We start from the raw sequence: 24,055 nt of genomic DNA on the forward strand, positions 1-24,055 counted from the left end.
ATTCTTGTCGTTACCAGCGCGCTTTAAGCAGGTTCGGCTGAATCCCATTAATCGCATGGGTATTGCTGAACGGCTGCTTGATGCCTGCTTCGAACTCGTCGCGGAAATATTTAATCGCGCTCTGCAGAGGTTCGACGGCACCCGGTGCGTGGGCACAGAAGGTTTTACCCGGGCCTAAGAATCGACACAGCTGCTCAAGCGTCTCGATATCCCCAAGCTGGCCTTCGCCACGTTCGATAGCACGCAGGATCTTCACGCTCCACGGCAGACCATCACGGCACGGTGTACACCAGCCGCAGGACTCGCGGGCGAAGAACTCTTCCAGGTTACGCACCAGCGATACCATGCCGATCTCGTGGTCGACGGCCATCGCTAGCGCCGTACCCAGACGGCTGCCTGCTTTACCAATGCTTTCGAATTCCATTGGCAGGTCAAGGTGAGCTTCGGTCAGGAAGTCTGTCCCTGCCCCACCCGGCTGCCAGGCTTTGAATTTCAGGCCATCGCGCATGCCGCCGGCGTAGTCTTCAAGAATTTCGCGTGCGGTGGTACCGAACGGCAGTTCCCAGACGCCAGGATTTTTAACGCGACCGGAGAAGCCCATCAGCTTGGTACCGGCATCTTTACTTGAGGAGATGCCCTGATACCACTCCACGCCGTTGGCGAGGATAGCCGGAACGTTACACAGGGTTTCGACGTTGTTTACGCAGGTCGGTTTACCCCATACGCCGGAGCTTGCCGGGAACGGTGGCTTGGAACGCGGGTTCGCACGACGGCCTTCCAGGGAGTTAATCAGCGCGGTTTCTTCACCGCAGATATAACGCCCGGCACCGGTGTGCACGAACAGCTCGAAGTCAAAGCCGGTGCCCAGGATGTTTTTACCCAGCAGGCCCGCTTCGGTGGCTTCCGCGATCGCGCGACGCAGGTTTTCTGCCGCTTCGATGTACTCACCGCGCAGGAAGATGTAGCCACGGTAGGCTTTCAGCGCAAACGCGGAGATCAGCATGCCTTCCACCAGCAGGTGCGGCAGCTGTTCCATCAGCAGGCGGTCTTTATAGGTGCCCGGCTCCATTTCATCAGCGTTACACAGCAGGTAACGGATGTTCATGGATTCGTCTTTCGGCATCAGGCTCCACTTCAGACCTGTGGAGAAGCCCGCGCCGCCGCGCCCTTTCAGGCCAGAATCTTTCACCGCATTTACGATGTCGTCGGGCGCCATGCCGCCAAGGGCTTTACGCGCACCGGCATAGCCGTTTTTGCTCTGATATTCGTCGAGCCATACCGGCTGTTTGTCATCACGCAGACGCCAGGTCAGCGGATGCGTCTCAGCAGTACGAATTACAGTTTTCATTTGTACTGCTCCAGCAGGTCAGGAATCGCTTCCGGCGTCAGATGGCTGTGAGTATCCTCATCAATCATCATGGTCGGCCCCTTGTCGCAGTTACCCAGGCAGCAGGTCGGCAGCAGCGTAAAGCGGCCGTCGAACGTGGTCTGGCCCGGCTTGATATTAAGCTTCTTTTCAATCGCAGCCTGAATGCCCTGATAGCCGGTAATGTGGCAGACAACGCTGTCACAGTAGCGGATCACATGGCGGCCAACCGGCTGACGGAAGATCTGGCTGTAGAACGTGGCTACGCCTTCTACGTCACTTGCCGGAATACCCAGCACTTTTGCGATCTCATAGATCGCCCCGTCCGGCACCCAACCACGCTGTTTCTGTACGATTTTCAGCGCTTCAATGGACGCCGCACGCGGGTCTTCGTAGTGGTGCATCTCGTGCTCAATGGCGGCACGTTCTGCTTCACTCAGCTCAAAAGCCTCGGTTTGTGGTTGTTGATTCTCGTGCATAATTAGCGGTCCACATCTGACATAACAAAATCGATACTACCCAGATACACAATCAGGTCGGAGACCAGACTGCCGCGGATGGCGGACGGGATCTGCTGCAGGTGCGCAAAGCTCGGCGTACGCACGCGTGTGCGGTAGCTCATGGTGCTGCCGTCGCTGGTCAGGTAGTAACTGTTAATACCCTTGGTCGCTTCAATCATCTGGAAGGATTCTTGCGCCGGCATGACCGGGCCCCAGGAAACCTGCAGGAAGTGGGTGATCAGGGTTTCGATATGTTGCAGCGTGCGCTCTTTCGGCGGCGGCGTGGTCAGCGGGTGATCCGCTTTGAACGGGCCTTCCGGCATGTTGTTGAGGCACTGCTCAAGGATGCGCAGACTCTGGCGCAGCTCTTCCACTTTCAGCATCACGCGGGTGTAGCAGTCGGAAACACCGCCGCCAACCGGGACTTCAAAGTCGAAGTTCTCGTAGCCAGAGTAAGGACGCGCTTTACGCACGTCGAAATCAATACCGGTTGCGCGCAGACCTGCACCGGTGGTCCCCCACTCCAGCGCTTCTTTCGCGCCGTAGGCAGCAACGCCCTGGGAACGGCCTTTCAGGATGGTGTTACGCAGTGCGGCTTTCTCATAAGACGCCAGACGTTTTGGCATCCAGTCGAGGAATTCACGCAGCAGACGGTCCCAGCCGCGCGGCAGATCGTGTGCCACACCGCCGATACGGAACCAGGCAGGGTGCATACGGAAACCGGTAATCGCTTCGACCAGATCGTAGATTTTCTGACGGTCGGTAAAGGCGAAGAAGACCGGCGTCATCGCGCCGACGTCCTGAATGAACGTAGAGATGTACAGCAGGTGGCTGTTGATACGGAACAGTTCTGACAGCATGACGCGAATCACGTTAACGCGATCCGGCGTAACGATACCCGCCAGTTTCTCAACGGCCAGCACGTATGGCATTTCGTTTACGCAGCCGCCGAGATACTCGATACGGTCGGTATACGGAATGTAGCTGTGCCAGGATTGACGCTCGCCCATCTTCTCGGCACCACGGTGGTGGTAGCCGATGTCCGGTACGCAGTCGACAATCTCTTCGCCATCAAGCTGAAGAATAATACGGAATGCACCGTGCGCGGACGGGTGGTTTGGACCGAGGTTGAGGAACATGAAGTCCTCGTTATCGGTACCGCGCTTCATGCCCCAGTCTTCCGGTTTGAAGGTCAGCGCTTCCATCTCCAGATCCTGCTTGGCTTTGGTCAGCTCAAACGCATCGAATTCGGTCGCACGTGCCGGGTAGTCTTTACGCAGCGGGTGGCCGGTCCAGGTCTGCGGCATCATGATGCGCGTCAGATGCGGGTGGCCGTCGAAGGTCATGCCGAACATTTCCCAGGTTTCACGCTCATACCAGTTGGCGTTCGGGAAAAGTTTGGTGATCGTCGGCAGATGCATGTCGTTTTCAGACAATGCCACCTTGAGCATGATATCCGTATTACGGTCTATTGAGATCAGGTGGTAGAAAACGGAGAAATCCGCAGCAGGGAGACCCTGGCGGTGGGTACGCAGACGTTCATCCATGCCGTGTAAGTCAAACAGCATGACGTACGGTTTTGACAATTTCTTGAGGAAATCGACAACTTCCAGCAATTGTTCACGCTTCACCCAAACAACGGGTACCCCGGTGCGGGTAGCCTGAACAGTAAAGGCATCCGGCCCAAAACGGTTGCGCAGTTCGCCAATGACGGGGTCATCCAGATGATCCCTTGTCTGCCAGGCGGCTTCTTGCGCGGTTAAGTCGGTCATATTGTTCACCATTGCAAATGGTCCGTGGTGACTGTTGAGCCTGGCTTCGCGCTATTTGAGTAGTGATATGCGAAGGTGTTCTCCAGGCCTACAGGCGCAAATTAAATTTCGTCAGGCGTACGCAGATTGGTGACGGCAATACGTTCACCACGTTTACGCTCGCGCTCAGATTGCATGTTCGCGCGATACACACCCTGATCGCCAACAACCCACGACAGTGGGCGACGTTCTTTACCGATGGACTCCTGCAGCAGCATCAGCGCCTGCATGTAAGCTTCCGGACGTGGCGGACAACCCGGGATGTACACATCCACTGGAATAAACTTATCTACGCCCTGCACGACGGAATAAATGTCGTACATACCGCCAGAGTTTGCACATGCGCCCATGGAGATAACCCATTTTGGCTCCAGCATCTGGTCATAAAGACGCTGAATAACAGGCGCCATCTTGGTAAAGCAGGTACCGGCTACCACCATCAGGTCAGCCTGACGTGGGGAAGCACGCAATACCTCTGCCCCAAAACGCGCAACGTCATGCACCGCAGTGAATGACGTCACCATTTCAACGTAGCAGCAAGAAAGGCCAAAGTTGTACGGCCAGATGGAGTTCTTACGACCCCAGTTGACCATATCGTGCATGGCATGCTCGAGTTTGCCCATGTACACGCTTTTATTGACTTCTTGCTCCAGGGGGTCGGTTACGATCTCCTGTTTTTGCAGGGGGTAACGGTCATTCTCACCGTTAGGATCTATGCGGGTGAGCGTATAATCCATCTTATTGCCTCGCTGTTACTGCTGACGATTAGAGATACTGTTTTCCGGGTTGATGTGTTCACGGCGTGAACGCACAGGTGTCCAGTCCAGCGCGCCAATACGCACCAGATAAACCAGACCGGCCAGTAACACTAAAATGAAAATTGCGGCCTCGACAAAGCCCACCCAACCACTTTCGCGAATGGAGGTAGACCACGCGAAGAGGTAAAGCGCTTCCACGTCGAAGATGACGAAGAACATGGCTACCAGGTAGAACTTGGCAGACAGGCGTAAGCGAGCGGTACCTACTGAATCAATACCTGATTCGAAAGGTGTGTTTTTGTGCCTTGCGCGGGCGCGACCGCCCAGGAACCAGCCGCCGACTAACATCAGGCAGCACAGGCCAATGGCTACAATAAGAAAGATTGCGAATGCCCAGTGATGAGCGATGACTTCTGTGGATGTTGACATACTCATTGCTTACTCATCAAAAGTGATACCAACGACACTGCTCTTGCTGGCAGATGGGCATCACATCGATTCATGGGGAGGAACAAATAACCTTACACTAACTGTCAGAAATGAGACGTAGACAGCAAAATGATGGGGTTTTTTACTCCTTTCTATAACCTATTGTCAACTTTAACAAAGGTTTCTTCACATTAAATTACATCGAGCGATTCTCATTAACATTTGGTGCCCTTTAACCCTGGTGGGTACATGACTTTCCGTCAAATGTATGTTGTTGAATCGTGTCCGTTTCGGAAGTAAAAAAAATAACCCTCCTATTTTGACAGGATTTGCCAACGATTCCTCCCCCCAAATAGGAGTATTTTCTTGATCTGAGACACGCTTTTGTTAATTCAACCTGGAAAACGGCAACATCTTTCCTGTTTTTTTAACAAAGGTAGGATACGGATGACGTGAGAACGGGAAACGGATAAGTTTTAATCAAAACAGTTCAACCATTTGATTAATATATATAATCTTAAAAACCCACTCGTCGCAAGTGGGTATTGTTGCTAAAAAAAAGCCACTGCATGCGAAAATCACACGAGTGGCTTTTTTTTACACTTACATTTTGTTACCACAATTTTGAGCTAGCGATCACTCAAAGTCACCTTCTACAATCAGGGAATCATCCCCCCCTTCGGAGGTAACACGCTCGAACTGCCATGGGTTGTGGTAATTTTCCATCGCCTCGAACACCACTTTTGCCAACTCGTTATGACTGGCTGAGTTATGGCAGAGCAGGTATTCCGTATCTGGCAGCGCTGGAAGCCCATCGGATTTACCCAGGACGCGCAGATCCGGGCTCATCATCTCTACCGGACGGGCCGTTACGCCAAGCCCGGCTTTCACCGCGGCACGAACCGCTGGCAACGTGGAAGCCACGTACGCCAGACGCCACGGAATGTTGGCCTCATTCAACGCCGTCAGCACCATATCGCGGAACGGGCTCGGGTCATCCAGTAACACCAGAGGAACCGGCTCCCCTTTTTGCAGCACATATTCGGCTGCGCAATACCAGTGCGTAGGCGATGTACGCAGCGTCAGGCAATCAAACTGCCCGGGACGATGCGTGGTGACCACCAGGTCGACTTTATTCTCATTTAACATCTCAACCATAAAGGCATTACGCTTTACGCTGACATCCAGCGCAAGCTTCGGATAAACCGAACTAATGCGGTTGAGAAGAAACGGCAATATAGTATCCGCTGACTCATCAGATGCGCCTAACGTTAGCACCCCTTGAAGGTTGCTAAACATTAATGACATACATGCTTCATCATTAAAGCGAAGAATTTTCCTGGCATAACCCAGAAGCTGAATACCGTGTTCCGTTAAGAGCTTATTACGCCCGTGACGGGCAAAAAGCTCTTTACCAACCAGTTGCTCCAGCCGCTGCATTTGCTGGCTAACGGCGGACTGGGTTCGGCAAACGGCGGCAGCAGCAGCTGCAAAAGTGTTGAGATCGGCGACCGCAACAAACGTTCTCAGCAGATCGAGGTCGAGATTCATTATCGGACGATTTGCATTTATCATATCTTTTCACTTTCAGGTTGCTCGTGCGGAGCTGCCCGGGTTGAAGCTGTGTGTATAACAGTTAAGCAATTCCCTCTGAAGGTTTTCCCTCGCATCCCGGCCCGGCAGACTGCCTGACAGATAGTTATTGTGCTGCTTTATATCAACAGTCAGAAAGCACGTTTCATGACGTTATTTTTATTCTCTTTTAACGTTCAGGATATTTAGATGTTCGCAGGTTTATGTAAATTACATTAAAGGTATAACACCTTTTCTGCCATCTTTATCGCAGCGCTGTCAACGTAGCAGGAGATGTTCGACACATTCCAGCCAGAGATAACTCCAACAATAACAATCAATTAATTCGGAAAGTCAGTGTCTGATATACAAAAAGCTGGCATCTGACCTCTGCTTTCCTGAAAGACATCTTAACCCAAATCCACTTTATTTATAAGTCTTATTGCAATATTGAGGATTAAAGAAGAATGTTAAGCTTCTAAACTAATTTTATTAGAATTAACTAAAGTTGCATTTTTTAGGTTAATAATAAATAAATTTTAATTTAGATTAAGACCATTCATTAATGGCACTTAACATTAATTTCACATGAGTAACTTTTAGCCACAGTATGCTATTAACGTAAGATGTATCAAGCATTCAGGTTTTACGAAAAGTCACCCAGAGTGATTGCCACCTCTGTCTCCTCATCACTTATTTTTCACCAGCACAATATACAGCATTTCTACGACCACATAGCACAATTAACCTAGTTCCTCTCTATGTGTACAACTTTAAGGCAGTAAAGAAGTTTACGCTCAGAGAAAAAGATTTATCAAAATTTCGCTACCAGCACAAAATCTTCTACTGCACGCCCTTCAAAACGAAGCGAGGGGGGAGTACATTATTCCGTGCTGACTTCCACGGCAGGGAGCGGCAATAATAGCGAAAAGGTTAAAGGTTCATGTCCCCTATCGAAAAATCCAGCAAGCTTGATAACGTCTGTTATGACATCCGTGGCCCGGTTCTGAAAGAGGCTAAACGCCTTGAAGAAGAAGGCAATAAGGTTCTGAAACTCAACATTGGTAACCCCGCGCCATTTGGTTTTGAAGCGCCGGATGAAATTCTGGTTGATGTGATCCGCAACCTTCCTACCGCACAGGGCTATTGCGATTCAAAAGGACTTTACTCCGCACGTAAAGCCATCATGCAGCACTACCAGGCACGCGGTATGCGTGATGTTACCGTTGAAGATATTTATATCGGTAACGGCGTTTCCGAACTGATTGTGCAGGCAATGCAGGCGCTGCTGAACAGCGGAGACGAAATGCTGGTACCCGCGCCGGACTACCCGCTGTGGACGGCAGCCGTATCGCTGTCCAGCGGTAAAGCCGTACACTATCTGTGCGATGAGTCCTCTGACTGGTTCCCGGACCTCGATGACATTCGCGCGAAAATCACGCCTCGCACGCGCGGCATTGTGATCATTAACCCGAACAACCCGACGGGCGCGGTCTACTCAAAAGAGCTGCTCATGGAGATCGTCGAGCTCGCTCGCCAGCATAACCTGATCATCTTCGCTGACGAGATTTACGACAAGATCCTGTACGACGCAGCACAGCACCACTCTATTGCCGCGCTGGCCCCGGATCTGCTGACCGTCACCTTTAACGGCCTGTCTAAAACCTACCGCGTGGCCGGTTTCCGTCAGGGCTGGATGGTCTTAAACGGTCCGAAAAAACACGCCAAAGGCTATATTGAAGGGCTGGAGATGCTGGCCTCCATGCGTTTATGCGCCAACGTTCCGGCGCAGCACGCGATCCAGACGGCGCTTGGCGGCTATCAGAGCATTAGCGAGTTCATCGTTCCCGGCGGTCGCCTGTACGAACAGCGTAACCGCGCGTGGGAGCTGATCAACGATATCCCGGGTGTCTCCTGCGTGAAGCCGAACGGGGCGCTGTATATGTTCCCGAAAATCGACGCGAAGCGCTTCAACATTCACGACGACCAGAAAATGGTGCTCGATTTCCTGTTGCAGGAAAAAGTGCTGCTGGTTCAGGGCACGGCGTTTAACTGGCCATGGCCAGATCACGTCCGTATCGTGACGCTGCCGCGCGAAGATGACCTCGAAATGGCCATCAACCGCTTCGGGCGATTCCTGTCCGGTTATCATCAGTAACGCTGGCTTTCTGCCGGGTGGCGCTACGCTTACCCGGCCTACAACACCTGCAGATTTGCATCTTGCCTCCCCTCCCCGCACAATGAATGCCTGTCGCAGTAAAGACAAAAGGTAACCTATGAGTCAGAGCCATTTCTTTGCCCACCTCTCCCGTCTGAAGCTCATCAACCGCTGGCCGCTGATGCGCAACGTCCGCACGGAAAATGTTTCAGAGCACAGCCTGCAGGTTGCTATGGTCGCGCACGCGCTGGCCGCCATCAAAAACCGCAAATTCAACGGTCAGGTCAACGCCGAACGCATCGCTCTGCTGGCGATGTACCATGATGCCTCGGAAGTGCTGACCGGCGATCTGCCTACGCCGGTGAAATATTTCAACTCGCAGATTGCGCAGGAATATAAGGCCATCGAAAAGATTGCCCAGCAGAAGCTGATTGACATGGTGCCAGAAGAGCTGCGCGACATCTTTGAACCGCTCATCGATGAGCATCAGTATACGGAAGACGAAAAGTCGCTGGTCAAACAAGCCGACGCGCTGTGTGCCTACCTGAAGTGTCTCGAAGAGCTGTCCGCGGGGAATAACGAGTTTTTACTGGCGAAAACGCGTCTGGAAAAAACGCTGGAATCCCGCCGCAGCGAAGAGATGGATTACTTTATGCAGGTATTTGTACCGAGCTTCCATTTATCGCTGGATGAGATTAGCCAGGATTCTCCGTTGTAATTTTTCGCCGGGTGGCGGCTTCGCCTTACCCGGCCTACGTTTCTGCGCTCACGCTAAAACGGGAATAACACCGGTATCAACACCACGCATACCAGCATCACCAGCACGGTGAACGGCACACCCAGCTTCACAAAATCGCTGAACCGGTAGTTCCCCGGCCCCAGCACAAGGGTATTGACCGGTGAAGAGACCGGCGTCATAAACGCTGCTGATGCAGCCATCGCCACCATCATCGCAAAGGGATACGGCGATACGCCCATGGATTTCGCCATCGCCAGCGCGATGGGTGCCATCAGCACCGCCGTGGCGGTATTGGAAATGAACAGCCCAATGGTGGCGCACATGACGAACAGGCACATCATCATCATATACGGGCCGTATCCTCCGCCAACGTCCATAAGTCCTTTAACGACTAAATCCACACCGCCGGTTTTTTGCAGGGCAAGTGCAAACGGCATCATCCCTACAATCAAAATGATGCTTGGCCAGTGAATCGCTTTATAGGCGCTCTCGGCATCAATGCAGCGAAATTTCCCCATTAACAGGCAGGCAATAATGGCCGCAACCGGATTTGGGATCTCGTCGGTCAGCATCAGCGCCACCATCAATACCAGACAAAAAATGGCATGGGGCGCCTGGCTGTGCGCCGGGGAGGCGTCGCTCTCTTCAACAGGCATGTTGAGCACCACAAAGTCGCGGCCCTTTTGCCCGAGCTGGCTAATCAGCTTCCAGTTGCCGACGACGAGAAAGATATCGCCCAGCAGGATCGGCTCGTCCACCACCGCCCCTTCCACCGCCACGCCATCGCGCTTCAGCCCCACGACATTCAGGCCATAGCGCGTCCGGAACCCCATTTCCCGCACGGTTTTGCCCAACAGTTCCGATTCGGGGATCAGCGACACTTCGGCCATGCCGACATCCAGCGCCTGGTCTGAGAAATACTCTCCGCGCAGCACCATCGGTTCCAGCATCTGTTCACTGCAAAACTCGCGCAGATCTACATCCGCGGTAGACATATCAATCAGCAGGACATCCCGCGCGCGGAATTCCGATACCCCGTTGACGTTGACGATGACCCGGCGAAAACGACGCCAGCGCTCGACACCAATCACATTCGCGCCATAGCGCTCGCGCAGCTTCAGGTCGTCAAGCCGTTGCCCCACCATCGGCGAGCCGGGGCGAATGGCCAGACGGCGCGCGCGCCCGGTGAGGCGGTACTCTTTTATCAGATCGCGGAAGGTGCGTCGTTTCCAGCCCTCTTTGCTTTTGTCCTGTTTTTCGCCTTTGAGGGCAAAACGGGTCAGCAGCATGTAAAGCACGCCCAGCACCAGAATGACCAGCCCAAGCGGGGTGACGCTGAAAAAACTGAAGCCCTGGAAGCCTTCCCGAATAAGCTCGCTGTTGACGACCAGGTTCGGCGGCGTTGCCACCAGGGTCATCATGCCGCTGATCAAACCGGCAAAACTCAGGGGCATCATCAGGCGCGACGGCGAGCTCTGCATCCGCATGGAGACGCTCAGCACCACCGGGATAAAGATAGCAACCACGCCCGTTGAGCTCATAAACGCCCCCAGCCCGGCGACCGTCAGCATCAAATAGATCAACATTTTCGTTTCGCTGTTGCCCGCCACCTTCACCAGCCACGACCCCATGATGGTCGCCACACCGGTGCGCACGAGGCCATCGCCGATGATAAACAGGGCGGCAATGAGGATAACGTTGGGATCGCTGAACCCGGAGAAGGCTTCCGGCAGCGTGAGCGTACCGCTCAGCACAAACGCGACGATGACAAACAAGGCGACGGCGTCCATGCGCACCTTGCCCGTTGCAAAAAGAATGATGGCGATTAAAAGCAGGCTCAGGACCCAAATCAGTTCACCGTTCACAACATGTCCTTGTCAGTGGGAGATGAGAAATTTTGCCATAAAAAAGCCCCATCAGCGTGGGGCTATATCATGGGTTTACATTTTTAGCGAGACGGTTACAACGCCGTCAGAGGCTTTCGAAACAGCCAGGGCCGTCAGAGAATCCAGCACGAAGTCTGCCTCCTCCAGCCGGGGAGACCCCGCCGGAACATTCACCGCAATAACGTGGCTTCCGGCGTTCAGCCCGGCCAGTACGCCGGCCGCCGCATCTTCTACTACCACACACTCTGCGGGGGCGAGCCCCAGCAGTTCAGCACCCAGCAAAAAGGCATCGGGTTCAGGCTTGCCGCGCTTAACGCGCTCCGCAGTGATAAACACTTCCGGCTTCGGTAGGCCTGCCGCCTTATGGCGGGCGTGGGCGACGGGAATGGAGCCTGAAGTGACGATAGCCCACGGGATCTGCGCTTCGTTCAGATGCTCAAGCAGTTCACGCGCGCCCGGTAAGGCGGTGATGCCTTCCGTGTCTGTGGCTTCAATGTGTTCCAGGTATTTGAACTCCGCCTGAATTTCGTCCTCAGAGCGTCCGGCCAGGAAGTGCCGTAGCGAGGTAATGGCCTGTTTGCCATGGATAAAATTCAGCACCTCCTGATGGTCGATGCCATGTCTGTCAGCCCAGTGGCACCATGAACGCTCCACAACCGGCAGCGAATCCACCAGCGTACCGTCCAGATCAAACAGAAAACCTCTACACTGCACATGCACCTCCGTCAGGCATTAATGATTTGTTGAATTTCGTTGCTGCTTAAATGGTACTGACGCGGGCAGGCGTGCCACGCGCTCAGCATACGCTGGTATTTATCCCACATTGGGGTCTGCGCGTTGAAACCGTGGGTACCCGCGTCAAAGTGGGTGTAACGCCCTTCGGTATTCACCATAAAGCGAACATAGCTCAGATAACGCGCTTCCGTTGCCGCATCAAAGCCTAAGAAAGTCACGCGGCGCTCGTCAATGGACTGCTGATCTTTGAGATTCGTCCAGGAGACGTGCAGGGCGTGATACATCTCCATGATGTCGATCACGATGCGGCAGGTTTCTTCTTTCAGCTCGCCAAACTCGCGGTCCAGTTCGCGCATTTGCAAACCAAAGCCGCGTTCGACGATGGTCTGCAGGCGGCTGTAGCGCGCAGCGTTATCGGGATCAAGCATAGTCATCATCTTGTACTGGTTAGACAAAATCAGACGTTGAGCATGGGTCATTTCCATCTTTCGACTCCTGTAGCGCATTGCACTTAAAAAAAAGACACGGTAACTGATTGTTACTGTGCCTTCTTTTCGTCGTCGTTTCGATGATCAATCACAAGTCATCGAGGAATGTTTTATCCAGTTGCTTAAAAGCACGCTTTAACGTGTCCGCCAGCGCCTGGTAGTCGGGCTTGCCTTCGACCGGGGCGAGCGCCTGTCCGGCCTCCTCCAGTTTTCCGCGAACTTCATAAAACCAGTGTAAAATAGAAGGTGGGAGTGGCGTGACGGAGCGTTTACCTAACCACCACAGGCCCTGCATTGGCAGGCTTAACGCGAAGAGTGCCGTCGCGACGGCAGGACCAAGCTGCCCACCCAGCGCTATCTGCCAGCACAGCGTAAAGACGGCGACGGGCGGCATAAAGCGAATCGCATAGCGCGTGGCGCGGATGGTGCGATTCTCAATGAACATGGGCGCAAGGCGCTTTTCCATCGGCCACGTCTTCGCGTAATGCTGTCCCCGACGAAACAGACTGAAGAAATTTACGGACGGGATCTCTGGTGTCGACATGGCTGTACCTCAACTTCACATATAAAAATTAAAATTTTCGTGCAAAACCACAACAAGCTATGACAACGTTCAAAATATTTTGTCATCTCTACCCCGTATCGGGTATCCTGTGCCAGCCTGATAGGGCCTTAGACGAGAATCATTAACTCGTCAAATTATCGCATATTATGCCATTGGCTGAAAATTGTGCAAAATGGCATAAAATCATAGTTATTTCTTCCATCATGCCACAATGTTCGTTTGGCATGATGTTAATCATAAATGTCTGAGTCATCATGCGTTACGCTGTAAGACTCACTGACGTTTTTTTAGCCACGTATCAATAATAGGTACTTCCATGTCGAGTAAGTTAGTACTGGTTCTGAACTGCGGTAGCTCCTCACTGAAATTCGCCATCATCGATGCGCTCAACGGTGACGAATACCTCTCTGGTTTGGCCGAATGTTTCCATCTGCCTGAAGCACGTATCAAGTGGAAGATGGACGGCAGCAAACAAGAAGCGGCTTTAGGTGCAGGCGCCGCTCACAGTGAAGCGCTGAACTTTATCGTTAACACTATTCTGGCACAAAAACCAGAACTGTCTGCTCAGCTGACTGCGATTGGTCACCGTATCGTCCACGGCGGCGAAAAATACACCAGCTCCGTCGTGATCGACGAATCTGTTATCCAGGGCATCAAAGACTCCGCCTCTTTTGCACCGCTGCACAACCCGGCGCACCTGATCGGTATCGCTGAAGCGCTGAAATCCTTCCCGAATCTGAAAGACAAAAACGTGGCCGTATTCGACACCGCGTTCCATCAGACCATGCCTGAAGAGTCTTACCTCTATGCCCTGCCATACAGCCTGTACAAAGAGCACGGCGTACGTCGTTACGGCGCGCACGGCACCAGCCACTTCTATGTGACTCAGGAAGCCGCAAAAGTTCTGAACAAGCCGGTTGAAGAACTGAACATCATCACCTGCCACCTGGGCAACGGTGGTTCTGTTTCTGCTATCCGCAACGGTAAATGTGTTGATACCTCCATGGGTCTGACCCCGCTGGAAGGTCTGGTGATGGGTACCCGTTCCGGTGACATCGACCCGGCGATCATCTTCCACCTGCACGACACCCTGGGCATGAGCGTTGACCAGATCAACAAAATGCTGACCAAAGAGTCTGGCCTGCTGGGTCTGACCGAAGTCACCAGCGACTGCCGTTATGTTGAAGACAACTACGCAGAGAAAGAAGACGCTAAACGTGCAATGGACGTTTACTGCCACCGTCTGGCGAAGTACATCGGCTCTTACACTGCGCTGATGGATGGTCGTCTGGACGCGGTTATCTTCACCGGTGGTATCGGTGAGAACGCGGCAATGGTTCGTGAACTGTCCCTGGGCAAACTGGGCGTTCTGGGCTTCGACGTTGATCACGAGCGTAACCTGGCTGCCCGCTTCGGCAAGTCTGGCTTCATCAACAAAGAAGGCACCCGCCCTGCTCTCGTTATCCCAACTAACGAAGAACTGGTCATTGCGCAAGACGCGCACCGCCTGACTGCCTGATTCCACACCGCCAGCAATGCTGGCGGTGCTGTTTTGTAACCCGCCACATTTAGGCGGTAACGAAAGAGGATAAACCGTGTCCCGTACTATTATGCTGATCCCTACCGGAACCAGCGTCGGCCTGACCAGCGTCAGCCTTGGCGTTATCCGTGCTATGGAACGCAAAGGCGTTCGTCTGAGCGTCTTTAAGCCAATCGCCCAGCCACGTGCCGGTGGCGATGCGCCAGACCAGACTACCACCATCGTTCGCAAGAACTCCAATCTGCCAGCGGCCGAACCGCTGAAGATGAGCCACGTTGAATCTCTGCTGTCCAGCAACCAGAAAGACGTGCTGATGGAAGAGATCATCGCCAACTACCATGCTAACGCGCAAGACGCTGAAGTGGTGCTGGTTGAAGGCCTGGTCCCGACGCGCAAACACCAGTTTGCCCAGTCTCTGAACTTCGAAATCGCGAAAACCCTGAACGCAGAGATCGTTTTCGTGATGTCTCAGGGCACCGATACCCCAGAGCAGCTAAACGAGCGTATCGAACTGACGCGCAGCAGCTTCGGCGGCGCGAAAAATACCAGCATCACCGGCGTGATCGTGAACAAGCTGAACGCGCCAGTTGATGAGCAGGGCCGTACTCGCCCTGACCTGTCCGAAATTTTCGACGACTCTTCCAAAGCGAAAGTGGTCAAAGTTGACCCGGCTAAGCTGCAGGAATCCAGCCCGCTGCCAGTTCTGGGCGCGGTGCCATGGAGCTTCGATCTGATCGCCACCCGTGCAATCGACATGGCGCGTCACCTGAACGCCACCATCGTTAACGAAGGCGACATCAACACCCGCCGCGTGAAGTCCGTGACCTTCTGTGCGCGCAGCATTCCGCACATGCTGGAACACTTCCGCGCAGGTTCCCTGCTGGTGACCTCCGCAGACCGTCCAGACGTGCTGGTTGCAGCCTGCCTGGCCGCGATGAACGGCGTGGAAATCGGTGCCATCCTGCTAACCGGCGCTTACGAAATGGACCCACGCGTAAGCAAACTGTGCGAACGCGCGTTCGCGACCGGCCTGCCGGTCTTCATGGTGAACACCAATACCTGGCAGACCTCTCTGAGCCTGCAGAGCTTCAACCTGGAAGTGCCGGTTGATGACCATGAGCGTATTGAGAAAGTTCAGGAATACGTTGCGGGCTACATTAACGCAGACTGGATCGAATCCCTGACCGCAACCTCCGAGCGCAGCCGCCGTCTGTCTCCTCCTGCATTCCGTTATCAGCTGACCGAGCTGGCGCGTAAAGCAGGCAAACGCGTTGTTCTGCCAGAAGGCGATGAACCACGTACCGTTAAAGCGGCTGCTATCTGTGCAGAGCGCGGCATCGCGACCTGTGTGCTGCTGGGTAACCCTGATGAGATCAACCGCGTTGCGGCGTCTCAGGGCGTTGAGCTGGGCGCTGGCATCGAAATCGTCGACCCTGAAGTGGTTCGCGAAAGCTACGTTGCCCGTCTGGTTGAGCTGCGTAAGAGCAAGGGCATGACCGAAGCCGTTGCGCGCGAACAGCTGGAAGACAACGTGGTGCTGGGTACGCTGATGCTGGAGCAGGACGAAGTTGACGGTCTGGTTTCCGGTGCGGTTCACACCACCGCAAACACCATCCGTCCACCGCTGCAGCTGATCAAAACGGCACCGGGCAGCTCTCTGGTCTCTTCCGTATTCTTCATGCTGCTGCCTGAACAGGTTTACGTTTACGGCGACTGCGCGATCAACCCGGATCCAACTGCAGAGCAGCTGGCTGAAATCGCAATCCAGTCCGCGGACTCCGCGATTGCCTTCGGTATCGAACCGCGCGTGGCGATGCTCTCCTACTCCACCGGCACCTCTGGTGCAGGTAGCGACGTAGAGAAAGTGCGTGAAGCGACCCGTCTGGCACAGGAAAAACGTCCTGACCTGATGATCGACGGCCCGCTGCAGTACGATGCCGCCGTTATGGCTGACGTTGCGAAATCCAAAGCGCCGAACTCTCCGGTTGCAGGTCGCGCTACCGTGTTCATCTTCCCGGATCTGAACACCGGTAACACCACCTACAAAGCGGTACAGCGTTCTGCAGACCTGATCTCCATCGGGCCTATGCTGCAGGGTATGCGCAAACCTGTGAACGACCTGTCCCGTGGTGCGCTGGTTGACGATATCGTCTACACCATCGCGCTGACCGCGATCCAGTCTTCGCAGCAGCAGCAGTAAGATAAAAAGCCCGGTGGCGCTAGCGCTTACCGGGCCTACGGTTTTGTAGGCCGGATAAGCGAAGCGCCATCCGGCAAGAAAGGCGACTACAGAGTCGCCTTTTTTATTACAGCAGCTCTCTCGCCGCCGACACAATGTCATGTGCCGTCAGGCCATACTCCTTCTGCAGGAACTCCTGCGTCCCCACCTGACCGTAACGCTCCTTCACCCCCACTCGCCGCATCGGCACCGGGCAGGTTTCCACCAGCACTTCCGCCACCGCTGACCCCAGCCCGTTGTGAATGCTGTGGTTTTCACAGGTCACAATCCGTCCGGTTTTCTCGGCGTAGTTTTTCACCAGCATCCTGTCGATAGGCTTCAGGGTAAACATGTCGATGACCGCCGCGCTGACGCCCTCCTGCTCCAGCTGTCGCGCCGCCTCCAGCGCTTCCGCCACCATGATGCCGTTGGCGATCAGCGTAATATCACTCCCCTCACGCAGCACGTTGCCTTTGCCGATGGTGAAGGTTGAGCCCGGCGCATAGACGCTCGGCGCCTGCTTACGGATGGTGCGCACCCAGTAGAACCCTTCGAGGTCGATAAGCTGGCGCAGCACGTCCTCAAACATCACCGCGTCGGTGACTTCCAGCACCATCGAGTGTGCCAGGCCTCGCACGATGCCCATATCCTCAAATGACATATGGGTCCCGCCATTGTGACAGGCCGTTACCCCCGCATCCGAGGCAATTACCTTCACGTTGTTGCGCTGGTAGTCCAGGGACATAAACAGCTGGTCGAAGCAGCGGCGGCTGGCAAACGCGGTGAAGGTGTGAACAAACGGCTTACGTCCGGTAAGCGACAGCCCCGCCGCCGTGCCGATGACATTGGCTTCCATAATGCCGCAGTTAATCACGTGCTGCGGATAATCGCGCGCCACGCCGTCCATCGCCATCGAGCTCATCAGGTCGGCTTCCAGAGCGATAATCTCACTGCCAGCCTCAATCTGTTTTGCCACAAAGCCCGCGTATACCTTGCGCATCTCGACGGCGTCTTTCTGCCCTGCCGGTGCAACCTTAATCATGTGAAGCCTCCAGTTGGCGAATCGTCTCGTTGAGGGCCGCTTTGCTCTCCGGGGTTAACCGCAGGTGATGCGAGTTGCTGAGCTGCTCCAGGTACGGCACCCCCTGCCCTTTGATGCTGTCGAGGATGACGACTAACGGACGTGCATCGGCAGTCGGGACCCGCGACGTTACTGTCAGCAGACCCGGAATGTCGTCACCCTTCACCGTCGCGACGTCAAAGCCAAAGGCGCGGAATTTCCCCTCCAGGTCGAATGCGCTGATGATCTCATCCAGCTCGCCATCCAGCTGCTGTTTGTTCCAGTCGACGAACACCGTCAGGTTGTTCAGGCGATGGTGGGCGATAAACTGGAAGGCTTCCCAGCACTGTCCCTCGTTCAGCTCGCCGTCACCGACGATGCAAAACACCCGACTCGGTCGCCCCGCCAGCTTGTGCGACAGCGCCATGCCGCCGGCGATGGAAATCCCCTGCCCCAGCGAACCGGTGGTGGCATCCACGCCGCGCGTTTTCAGGCGGTCCGGGTGGCTTGGCAGCCGCGTACCGTTGTGGTTGAGCGTGCTCAGCTCCTCCACCGGGAAGTAACCCTTAATCGCCAGCGTGCTGTAGAGCGCCGGGCCTGCATGGCCTTTCGACAGAACAAAATAGTCCCGCTCTGGCCAGTCCGGGTCCGCCGGGTCGATTTTCATCACCGCGCCGTACAGCACGGCCAGGGTTTCAACCACCGACATGCTGCCGCCGTAGTGGCCAAACCCCAGCTGCGTCAGCGTTTTCAGGGTCTCAAGACGAATTTGACGCGCAAGTTCGGTTATCTCTTTCTCATTCATGATTTGGCTCCGGTGTTTTCCTGCGCGTTACCGCCCGCAGGTTTGTTTTTCGCGAAGACGTTGTACGCCACCAGCAGCGCGAACAACGCAACGACCAGTCCGGTAATGGCAAGCGGCGACAGGAAGCGCGCCAGGTTGCCGAGCACAATCCCGACCGCGCCGAAGTCAGCGTCCGAGAAGGTGGTGTTGGCAAAGCCAATTGCGCCCAGCACCGGCAGCAGCAGGACCGGCAGGAAGGTGATCAGCAGGCCGTTGGCAAAGGCGCCAATCATTGCCCCGCGACGTCCGCCGGTGGCGTTACCAAACACGCCCGCCGTTGCGCCGGTGAAGAAGTGCGGCACCACGCCCGGCAGGATCAGCACCCAGCTGAACTGCCCGCAGATGAACAACCCCACAATTCCTCCGAGGAAGCTGAACAGGAAGCCGATCAGCACCGCGTTTGGCGCATACGGATAGACCACCGGGCAGTCCAGGGCTGGACGCGCATTGGGCACCAGCTTTTCCGAGAAGCCGGTAAAGGCCGGGACGATTTCCGCCAGAATCAGGCGCACGCCCTGCAGGATGATGAACACGCCCGCCGCGAAGGTAATCGCCATGATGATGGCGTAGACGAGGTAGTTCTGACCGCCGCTGAAGGTGGCCTCGACGTACTCGCGTCCGGCGCTCACCGCCATGATCAGGTAGATAATCATCATGGTCAGGGAAATAGAGATGGAACTGTCACGCAGGAAACTCAGGTTCTTCGGCAGGTTCATCTCTTCGGTTGAGCGTGAGCCTTTACCCACCTTGCTGCCAATCCAGCCGGAGAGCACGTAGCCCAGGGTGCCGAAGTGGCCGAAGGCAATCTCATCGTTGCCGGTAATGCGCTTCATGTAGCGCTGCGCAATCGCCGGGAAGAAAGCCATGATCAGGCCGAGGATCAGCGATCCGGTAAACACCAGCCCTACCCCCTCAAAGCCCGCCACCGTCAGGATCACGCCAATCATGCACGCCATGTAGAAGGTGTGATGCCCGGTCAGGAAGATGTACTTCAGGCGGGTAAAGCGTGCGACGATAATATTCGCCACCATCCCAAAGGCCATAATGAGCGCGGTTGAAGCACCGTATTTTTCCAGCGCAATGGAAACAATCGCCTCGTTATTAGGAATAATGCCCTGGATATTAAAGGCGTGTTCAAACATGCCGCCTAAAGGATTTAATGACCCAACCAGCACCGTGGCGCCACCGCCGAGTACAATAAAGCCCAGTATGGTTTTAATGGTCCCTTTCACCACGTCGGAAAATGCTTTTTTCTGTGCAACCAGGCCAATTAAAGCAATTAACCCCACCAGTACCGAAGGGACTTTTAATATATCAACAACGAAATTCAGCGTTTCAAGGATAAACATATCCACCTCGCCTTATCAGGGTTATTGTCTTTCGAACCAGCCGCGCAACTGCGCTTCAAGTTCGTTGATATCAATGATGTTGTTGATCACCACCAGCTGGCTTTCCGGCACGCTGGCGCTGGCCGCAATGTCTTTTGCCATCACGAACAGATCGGCCGCGCCCGGCGTTGCCGAGGAGAGATCGGAGTGTTCAACGTCGGCCTCAATGTCCAGCTTTTTGAGAACCTTTTTAATGTTCATTTCGACCATAAAACTACTGCCCAGGCCAGAACCGCAAATAGCCATGATTTTCATTGTTTGTCCCCTTATTTTGAGTAGAGTACGCCCCACCACGCTGACGCGTAATGTCGTGAAAAACCGGATTAAAAAATAAATCAGAAGCGGTTAATAATCGTTTTTATCTCCTCCAGAGTATTCGCCTGATGCAGTTGAGCCATATCTGCATCGCTGGAAAATAATTCGGCCAGCGATGAGATCATTTCGATATGGCTATTTTTGTCGGGTGCCGCGAGCATAATAATCACATCGACAGGGTCAAACTCGCCGGCACCAAATGAGACGCCCTGTTTTAGTTTTAATAATGACAACCCCAGTCCTTTAGCTCCTTCCTCCGGCCGCGCATGCGGCATCGCCAGCCCTGGTGCCAGCACATAATAGGGTCCTAACGCGTGGTGCTGCTGGATGATGGCCGTGACGTATTCAGGCTCAATCACCTGCAAATCCAGCAGCGGCTTCGCGCACAGCTCCAGCGCCTGCGGCCAGTTTTCGACGCTATCCTGCAGCGTGATGGTTGTATCATATATCCATTTTTTGAGCACTTTTCACTCCCGCTACACGCTAAAGATGAGCAAACTTTATTCAACGCATCGCCGAATGACTGCGATCGCGATCACAAAGATAGCGCTACCAATCGTTAACATGCAGAAATGTGATAGCGCTATCAAATTGCAATCACGGTGCTAAAACACAGCAAAAAAAGGGATTTAAGGCGTATACTGCCTGTCACGTGAAGCGAAGGAAAATAAGAACGCGTCTGGTCAGCAGGAAGGTGTATGTCTCTAACCCGAAAACGGCGCAGTACTGGTAAAGTGACACTCGCCGATGTCGCACAGCTTGCCGGTGTGGGCACGATGACCGTGTCCCGTGCACTCCGCACGCCCGAACAGGTTTCCGATAAACTACGAGAAAAAATTGAAGCAGCGGTGCAGGAGCTGGGCTACATGCCTAATCTTGCCGCCAGCGCGCTGGCCTCGGCGTCGTCATGGACGATAGCCATGGTAGTGCCTAATCTCTCCGAGGCCGGCTGCTCGGAGATGTTCGCCGGGCTACAGCAGGTGCTGCAGCCTGCCGGGTATCAGATCATGCTGGCTGAATCCCAGCACCGTCTTGAGCAGGAAGAGAAGTTGCTGGAGACGCTGCTTGCGTCGAATATTGCCGCCGCTATCCTGCTCAGCGTTGAACATACCGATACCGTTCGTCACTGGCTCAAAAATGCCTCCATTCCGGTGATGGAAATGGGTGCCATGCGTGCCGATCCGATTGATATGAACATCGGAATTGATAACGTGGCGGCCATGTATGAGCTGACGGAAATGGTGATTAAGCGCGGCTACCAAAATATTGGCCTGCTGTGCGCCAACCAGGAGCAGTGGATTTTCCAGCAGCATCTGCAGGGCTGGTACAAGGCTATGCTTCGCCACCATATGTCGCCGAACCGGGTCATTAACGCGGCGATGTCGCCGAGTTTCTCGACCGGTGCAGCGCAGCTGCCTGAATTCCTGCTGGCCTGGCCCGAGCTGGATGCGCTGGTGTGCGTCTCTGACGAGCTGGCCTGCGGCGTACTGTACGAGTGCCAGCGCAGGCGAATCAAGGTGCCGGACGATCTGGCAGTTGTGGGTTTTGGCGATAGCGACGTCAGCCGCGTCTGTCAGCCGCCGCTGACGACGATGGCGGTACCGCATCGTAAGATTGGGATTGAAGCCGGGAAAGCGTTACTGGAGCGCCTGAATGACGGGGACTGGCGCGATCAAAAGCCCATCGCGTCCAGTCTGTGTCTGAGAGAGAGTTGCTGAAGCTTACTCGGCCTCTTCCTCTTTTTCCGGTTTAGCGGATTCGTTTTTGGCGTTACGGGTCATCCACAGCGCCAGCGCTTTTAACGAATCCGGCGTGAACTCGTCGCAGCGCGCGGTAATCTCTTCCGGCGTCATCCAGTTCACTTCGCTGACTTCTTCTTCCTGCAGGGCGAACGGACCGTGAGAGACGCAGCTAAACAGCCCGCCCCAGACGCGGCAATGCTCATCCTCGAAATAGAACTGACCGTGCTCGGCAAACGGCACACCGGCAATACCTAACTCTTCTTCCGCTTCACGACGCGCAGAATCCAGCAGCACTTCATCCGCCTGGACAACGCCACCTGCTGTGGCATCCAGCATACCAGGGAGAAAATCTTTGGTGTCCGTGCGGCGCTGAACCAGAATTTTGCCCATACCGTCATGAACAACGATATATGTCGCACGGTGACGCAGGCGCTCCGCACGCATTTGTTCGCGGCTGGCCTGCGCGATCACTTCATTCTCTTCGTTGACAATGTCAACCCACTCTGTACTTGCCAAATGACTCTGCTCCACCATCGGGAAACCTTCTCGTCTAAGCGCTCTTTCGGCGCGTTTGTAATTGAGGTGTAACTTACGGATTAATCGCTACCTGCGCAATAACTTGCTGATCATTAAGTGCGATAACGCTCAGGGTATTTCCATCCAGCATGCCATAGCTCGCAGGATATCCGCCTTTCGGGATGCTGACCGAACCCGGGTTAAAGTGATAAATATCACCGCGTTTTTCAGCAACCGGAATATGAGTATGACCGTAAACCAGGACATCGCCAGCCGCGAGCGCAGGGAGATTATCCGGGCTAAAAAGATGCCCGTGGGTCAGGAACAGGCGGCTTTGTTCCAGCAGCACCTGCTGCCACGGCGCGGTAATAGGAAAATGCAGCAGCATCTGGTCCACTTCGCTGTCGCAGTTGCCGCGAACGGCGATGATGCGCGAGGCATACGCATTCAGTTTTTCAGCCACCTGCGCAGGGGCATAGCCTTCCGGCAGCGCATTGCGCGGGCCGTGATTAAGCACATCGCCCAGAATAATCAGCCACTGCGCGCCGCTTTGTGCAAACAGAGAGAGCACGCGCTCGGTAGCGGGCAGCGATCCATGGATATCCGACGCAAACATCAGTTTCATCAGTCACTCCTCGGGAAATCAGACTGCCCACATCATACCTGAAGCGTCAGGGCTTATCAGCCCGCGCGCTTAGCGGAGAGTGCCACATAGCGCTGCACGGAGGCTCGCTGCCACTGAAACGCGGCATAATCGACCAGCAGTTGCGGCACCTCGTCACCATTGAGGATCAGGCGGTTTAGCATCAACGCCAGATCGGCGTCGGCAATGCACCACTCGCCGAACAGGTTCGGGTTGCCTTGGGAGAGCAGCGCGGTGGCGGTTTCAATCAGCTTCTGCGCGCTTTCAGTGCCCTCTGCGCTCAGGGATGGCTTTTTCACTCCGGCAAAAACGACATCCGTTGAGCGTTCCACGCGAATCGGCACCAGATCGCTGCGCAACCACGCCTGGATCTGCCGCGCCCGGGCGCGTTTTTGCAGGTCGTGCGGGTAGATCCGCTCCCACTCGGGCGGCGCGAACCGATCTTCCAGATACTCATCGATCGCCGAGGATTCGCTCAGGGCAAAACCATCAATTTCCAGCACTGGCACGCGTCGGGTCAGATCGTAACCCTGCCACTGCGGTTTGAGGTGTTCACCGCCGTCGAGATCGACGGTCTTCAGCGTAAAAGTGAGCCCTTTTTCGGCCAGCGCAACGTATACGCTCATTACATAGGGAGAAAAGAAATTCGCATCGGACCACAACGTAATTACGGGCTGGTTCATAACATCCTCATCGGCTGATCGGTTTTTACTCAACATATAATCTCTTTGCCTCGCTGTCACTTGATGAAAACTCACGATTTACAACAACCACCTATACTC

General features: G+C 54.6%; 23 protein-coding genes. 5 read left to right on the plus strand and 18 right to left on the minus strand.

Going from position 1 to position 24,055, the window contains the following annotated elements:
• Positions 1-10: 10 nt before the first annotated feature.
• From nuoF to lrhA, 6 genes are all read right to left on the minus strand, one after another.
• Entirely contained in the window at positions 11-1,348 is a 1,338-nt protein-coding gene (gene nuoF, locus ACWHWP_RS16215) for an NADH-quinone oxidoreductase subunit NuoF (protein WP_447856012.1), read from the minus strand.
• Entirely contained in the window at positions 1,345-1,845 is a 501-nt protein-coding gene (gene nuoE, locus ACWHWP_RS16220) for an NADH-quinone oxidoreductase subunit NuoE (RefSeq protein WP_006176513.1), read from the minus strand. The genes nuoF and nuoE overlap by 4 nt, the downstream gene beginning before the upstream one ends.
• Before the next feature lie 2 nt (positions 1,846-1,847).
• Positions 1,848-3,650, minus strand: a complete 1,803-nt coding sequence (gene nuoC / locus ACWHWP_RS16225; RefSeq protein ID WP_447856013.1) for an NADH-quinone oxidoreductase subunit C/D — start codon at positions 3,648-3,650, stop codon at positions 1,848-1,850.
• 89 nt (positions 3,651-3,739) lie between these two features.
• Entirely contained in the window at positions 3,740-4,414 is a 675-nt protein-coding gene (gene nuoB, locus ACWHWP_RS16230) for an NADH-quinone oxidoreductase subunit NuoB (protein ID WP_003861482.1), read from the minus strand.
• Between the two features lie 15 nt (positions 4,415-4,429).
• Positions 4,430-4,870: an NADH-quinone oxidoreductase subunit NuoA gene (nuoA, locus tag ACWHWP_RS16235; RefSeq protein ID WP_003861475.1), complete on the minus strand. Its 441-nt coding sequence runs from the start codon at positions 4,868-4,870 to the stop codon at positions 4,430-4,432.
• A gap of 630 nt (positions 4,871-5,500) precedes the next feature.
• Positions 5,501-6,439: a transcriptional regulator LrhA gene (gene lrhA / locus ACWHWP_RS16240; RefSeq protein ID WP_047346617.1), complete on the minus strand. Its 939-nt coding sequence runs from the start codon at positions 6,437-6,439 to the stop codon at positions 5,501-5,503.
• A gap of 940 nt (positions 6,440-7,379) precedes the next feature.
• Between lrhA and alaA the strand changes: the two genes are divergently transcribed.
• Positions 7,380-8,594, plus strand: a complete 1,215-nt coding sequence (alaA, locus tag ACWHWP_RS16245) for an alanine transaminase AlaA (RefSeq protein WP_059312843.1) — start codon at positions 7,380-7,382, stop codon at positions 8,592-8,594.
• A gap of 118 nt (positions 8,595-8,712) precedes the next feature.
• Positions 8,713-9,312 (plus strand): 5'-deoxynucleotidase, encoded by a 600-nt coding sequence (gene yfbR, locus ACWHWP_RS16250; protein ID WP_028016242.1) that lies wholly within the window; start codon positions 8,713-8,715, stop codon positions 9,310-9,312.
• Positions 9,313-9,365: 53 nt separating this feature from the next.
• Here yfbR and ACWHWP_RS16255 read toward each other — a convergent pair whose 3' ends face one another.
• The 4 genes from ACWHWP_RS16255 to yfbV form a co-directional block, all read right to left on the minus strand.
• Positions 9,366-11,198 carry an SLC13 family permease gene (locus ACWHWP_RS16255; RefSeq protein ID WP_059312844.1) on the minus strand — a complete coding sequence of 611 codons (1,833 nt, stop codon included), beginning with the start codon at positions 11,196-11,198 and terminating at the stop codon, positions 9,366-9,368.
• Positions 11,199-11,273: 75 nt separating this feature from the next.
• A complete protein-coding gene (locus ACWHWP_RS16260; protein ID WP_059312845.1) occupies positions 11,274-11,933 on the minus strand; it encodes a sugar phosphatase in 660 nt (219 codons plus the stop codon).
• Between the two features lie 11 nt (positions 11,934-11,944).
• A complete protein-coding gene (locus ACWHWP_RS16265; protein WP_008502874.1) occupies positions 11,945-12,439 on the minus strand; it encodes a YfbU family protein in 495 nt (164 codons plus the stop codon).
• Between the two features lie 91 nt (positions 12,440-12,530).
• The gene (gene yfbV, locus ACWHWP_RS16270) at positions 12,531-12,986 is read right to left on the minus strand and encodes a terminus macrodomain insulation protein YfbV (RefSeq protein WP_059312846.1); all 456 of its coding nucleotides are present in this window, start codon (positions 12,984-12,986) and stop codon (positions 12,531-12,533) included.
• Positions 12,987-13,323: 337 nt separating this feature from the next.
• Between yfbV and ackA the strand changes: the two genes are divergently transcribed.
• Positions 13,324-14,526, plus strand: coding sequence for an acetate kinase (gene ackA, locus ACWHWP_RS16275; RefSeq protein ID WP_033146081.1), 1,203 nt, complete (start codon positions 13,324-13,326; stop codon positions 14,524-14,526).
• A 76-nt stretch (positions 14,527-14,602) separates the two neighbouring features.
• Positions 14,603-16,747, plus strand: coding sequence for a phosphate acetyltransferase (gene pta / locus ACWHWP_RS16280; RefSeq protein WP_059312847.1), 2,145 nt, complete (start codon positions 14,603-14,605; stop codon positions 16,745-16,747).
• 106 nt (positions 16,748-16,853) lie between these two features.
• On the opposite strand, the gene ACWHWP_RS16285 is transcribed toward pta, so the two are convergent.
• The 5 genes from ACWHWP_RS16285 to ACWHWP_RS16305 all read right to left on the minus strand — a co-directional run bounded on the left by ACWHWP_RS16285 (position 16,854) and on the right by ACWHWP_RS16305 (position 20,836).
• Entirely contained in the window at positions 16,854-17,807 is a 954-nt protein-coding gene (locus tag ACWHWP_RS16285; RefSeq protein WP_063957846.1) for a transketolase family protein, read from the minus strand.
• On the minus strand, positions 17,800-18,630 hold the full coding sequence (locus tag ACWHWP_RS16290; RefSeq protein ID WP_447856014.1) for a transketolase: 831 nt from the start codon (positions 18,628-18,630) through the stop codon (positions 17,800-17,802). The genes ACWHWP_RS16285 and ACWHWP_RS16290 overlap by 8 nt, the downstream gene beginning before the upstream one ends.
• On the minus strand, positions 18,627-20,018 hold the full coding sequence (locus ACWHWP_RS16295) for a PTS ascorbate transporter subunit IIC (RefSeq protein ID WP_063429128.1): 1,392 nt from the start codon (positions 20,016-20,018) through the stop codon (positions 18,627-18,629). Before ACWHWP_RS16295 ends, ACWHWP_RS16290 begins: the two co-directional genes overlap by 4 nt.
• Before the next feature lie 21 nt (positions 20,019-20,039).
• Entirely contained in the window at positions 20,040-20,312 is a 273-nt protein-coding gene (locus ACWHWP_RS16300; RefSeq protein WP_047346626.1) for a PTS sugar transporter subunit IIB, read from the minus strand.
• A gap of 80 nt (positions 20,313-20,392) precedes the next feature.
• Positions 20,393-20,836 (minus strand): PTS sugar transporter subunit IIA, encoded by a 444-nt coding sequence (locus ACWHWP_RS16305; RefSeq protein ID WP_059312850.1) that lies wholly within the window; start codon positions 20,834-20,836, stop codon positions 20,393-20,395.
• Positions 20,837-21,070: 234 nt separating this feature from the next.
• On the opposite strand from ACWHWP_RS16305, the gene ACWHWP_RS16310 reads away from it, so the two are divergent.
• Positions 21,071-22,090, plus strand: coding sequence for a LacI family DNA-binding transcriptional regulator (locus tag ACWHWP_RS16310; protein ID WP_047346628.1), 1,020 nt, complete (start codon positions 21,071-21,073; stop codon positions 22,088-22,090).
• A gap of 3 nt (positions 22,091-22,093) precedes the next feature.
• Here the strand turns inward: ACWHWP_RS16310 and yfcD are convergent, their stop codons facing one another.
• Genes yfcD through yfcF form a run of 3 tightly spaced genes read right to left on the minus strand, consistent with a single transcriptional unit; the run spans position 22,094 to position 23,956 of the window.
• On the minus strand, positions 22,094-22,648 hold the full coding sequence (gene yfcD, locus ACWHWP_RS16315) for an NUDIX hydrolase YfcD (RefSeq protein ID WP_047346629.1): 555 nt from the start codon (positions 22,646-22,648) through the stop codon (positions 22,094-22,096).
• 55 nt (positions 22,649-22,703) lie between these two features.
• Positions 22,704-23,255: a phosphodiesterase gene (yfcE, locus tag ACWHWP_RS16320; protein ID WP_047346630.1), complete on the minus strand. Its 552-nt coding sequence runs from the start codon at positions 23,253-23,255 to the stop codon at positions 22,704-22,706.
• A gap of 56 nt (positions 23,256-23,311) precedes the next feature.
• On the minus strand, positions 23,312-23,956 hold the full coding sequence (gene yfcF, locus ACWHWP_RS16325) for a glutathione transferase (protein ID WP_447856015.1): 645 nt from the start codon (positions 23,954-23,956) through the stop codon (positions 23,312-23,314).
• Between the last annotated feature and the right edge of the window lie 99 nt (positions 23,957-24,055).

The sequence above is a fragment of the Enterobacter sp. WI-ESBL-E8 genome, assembly GCF_053364895.1.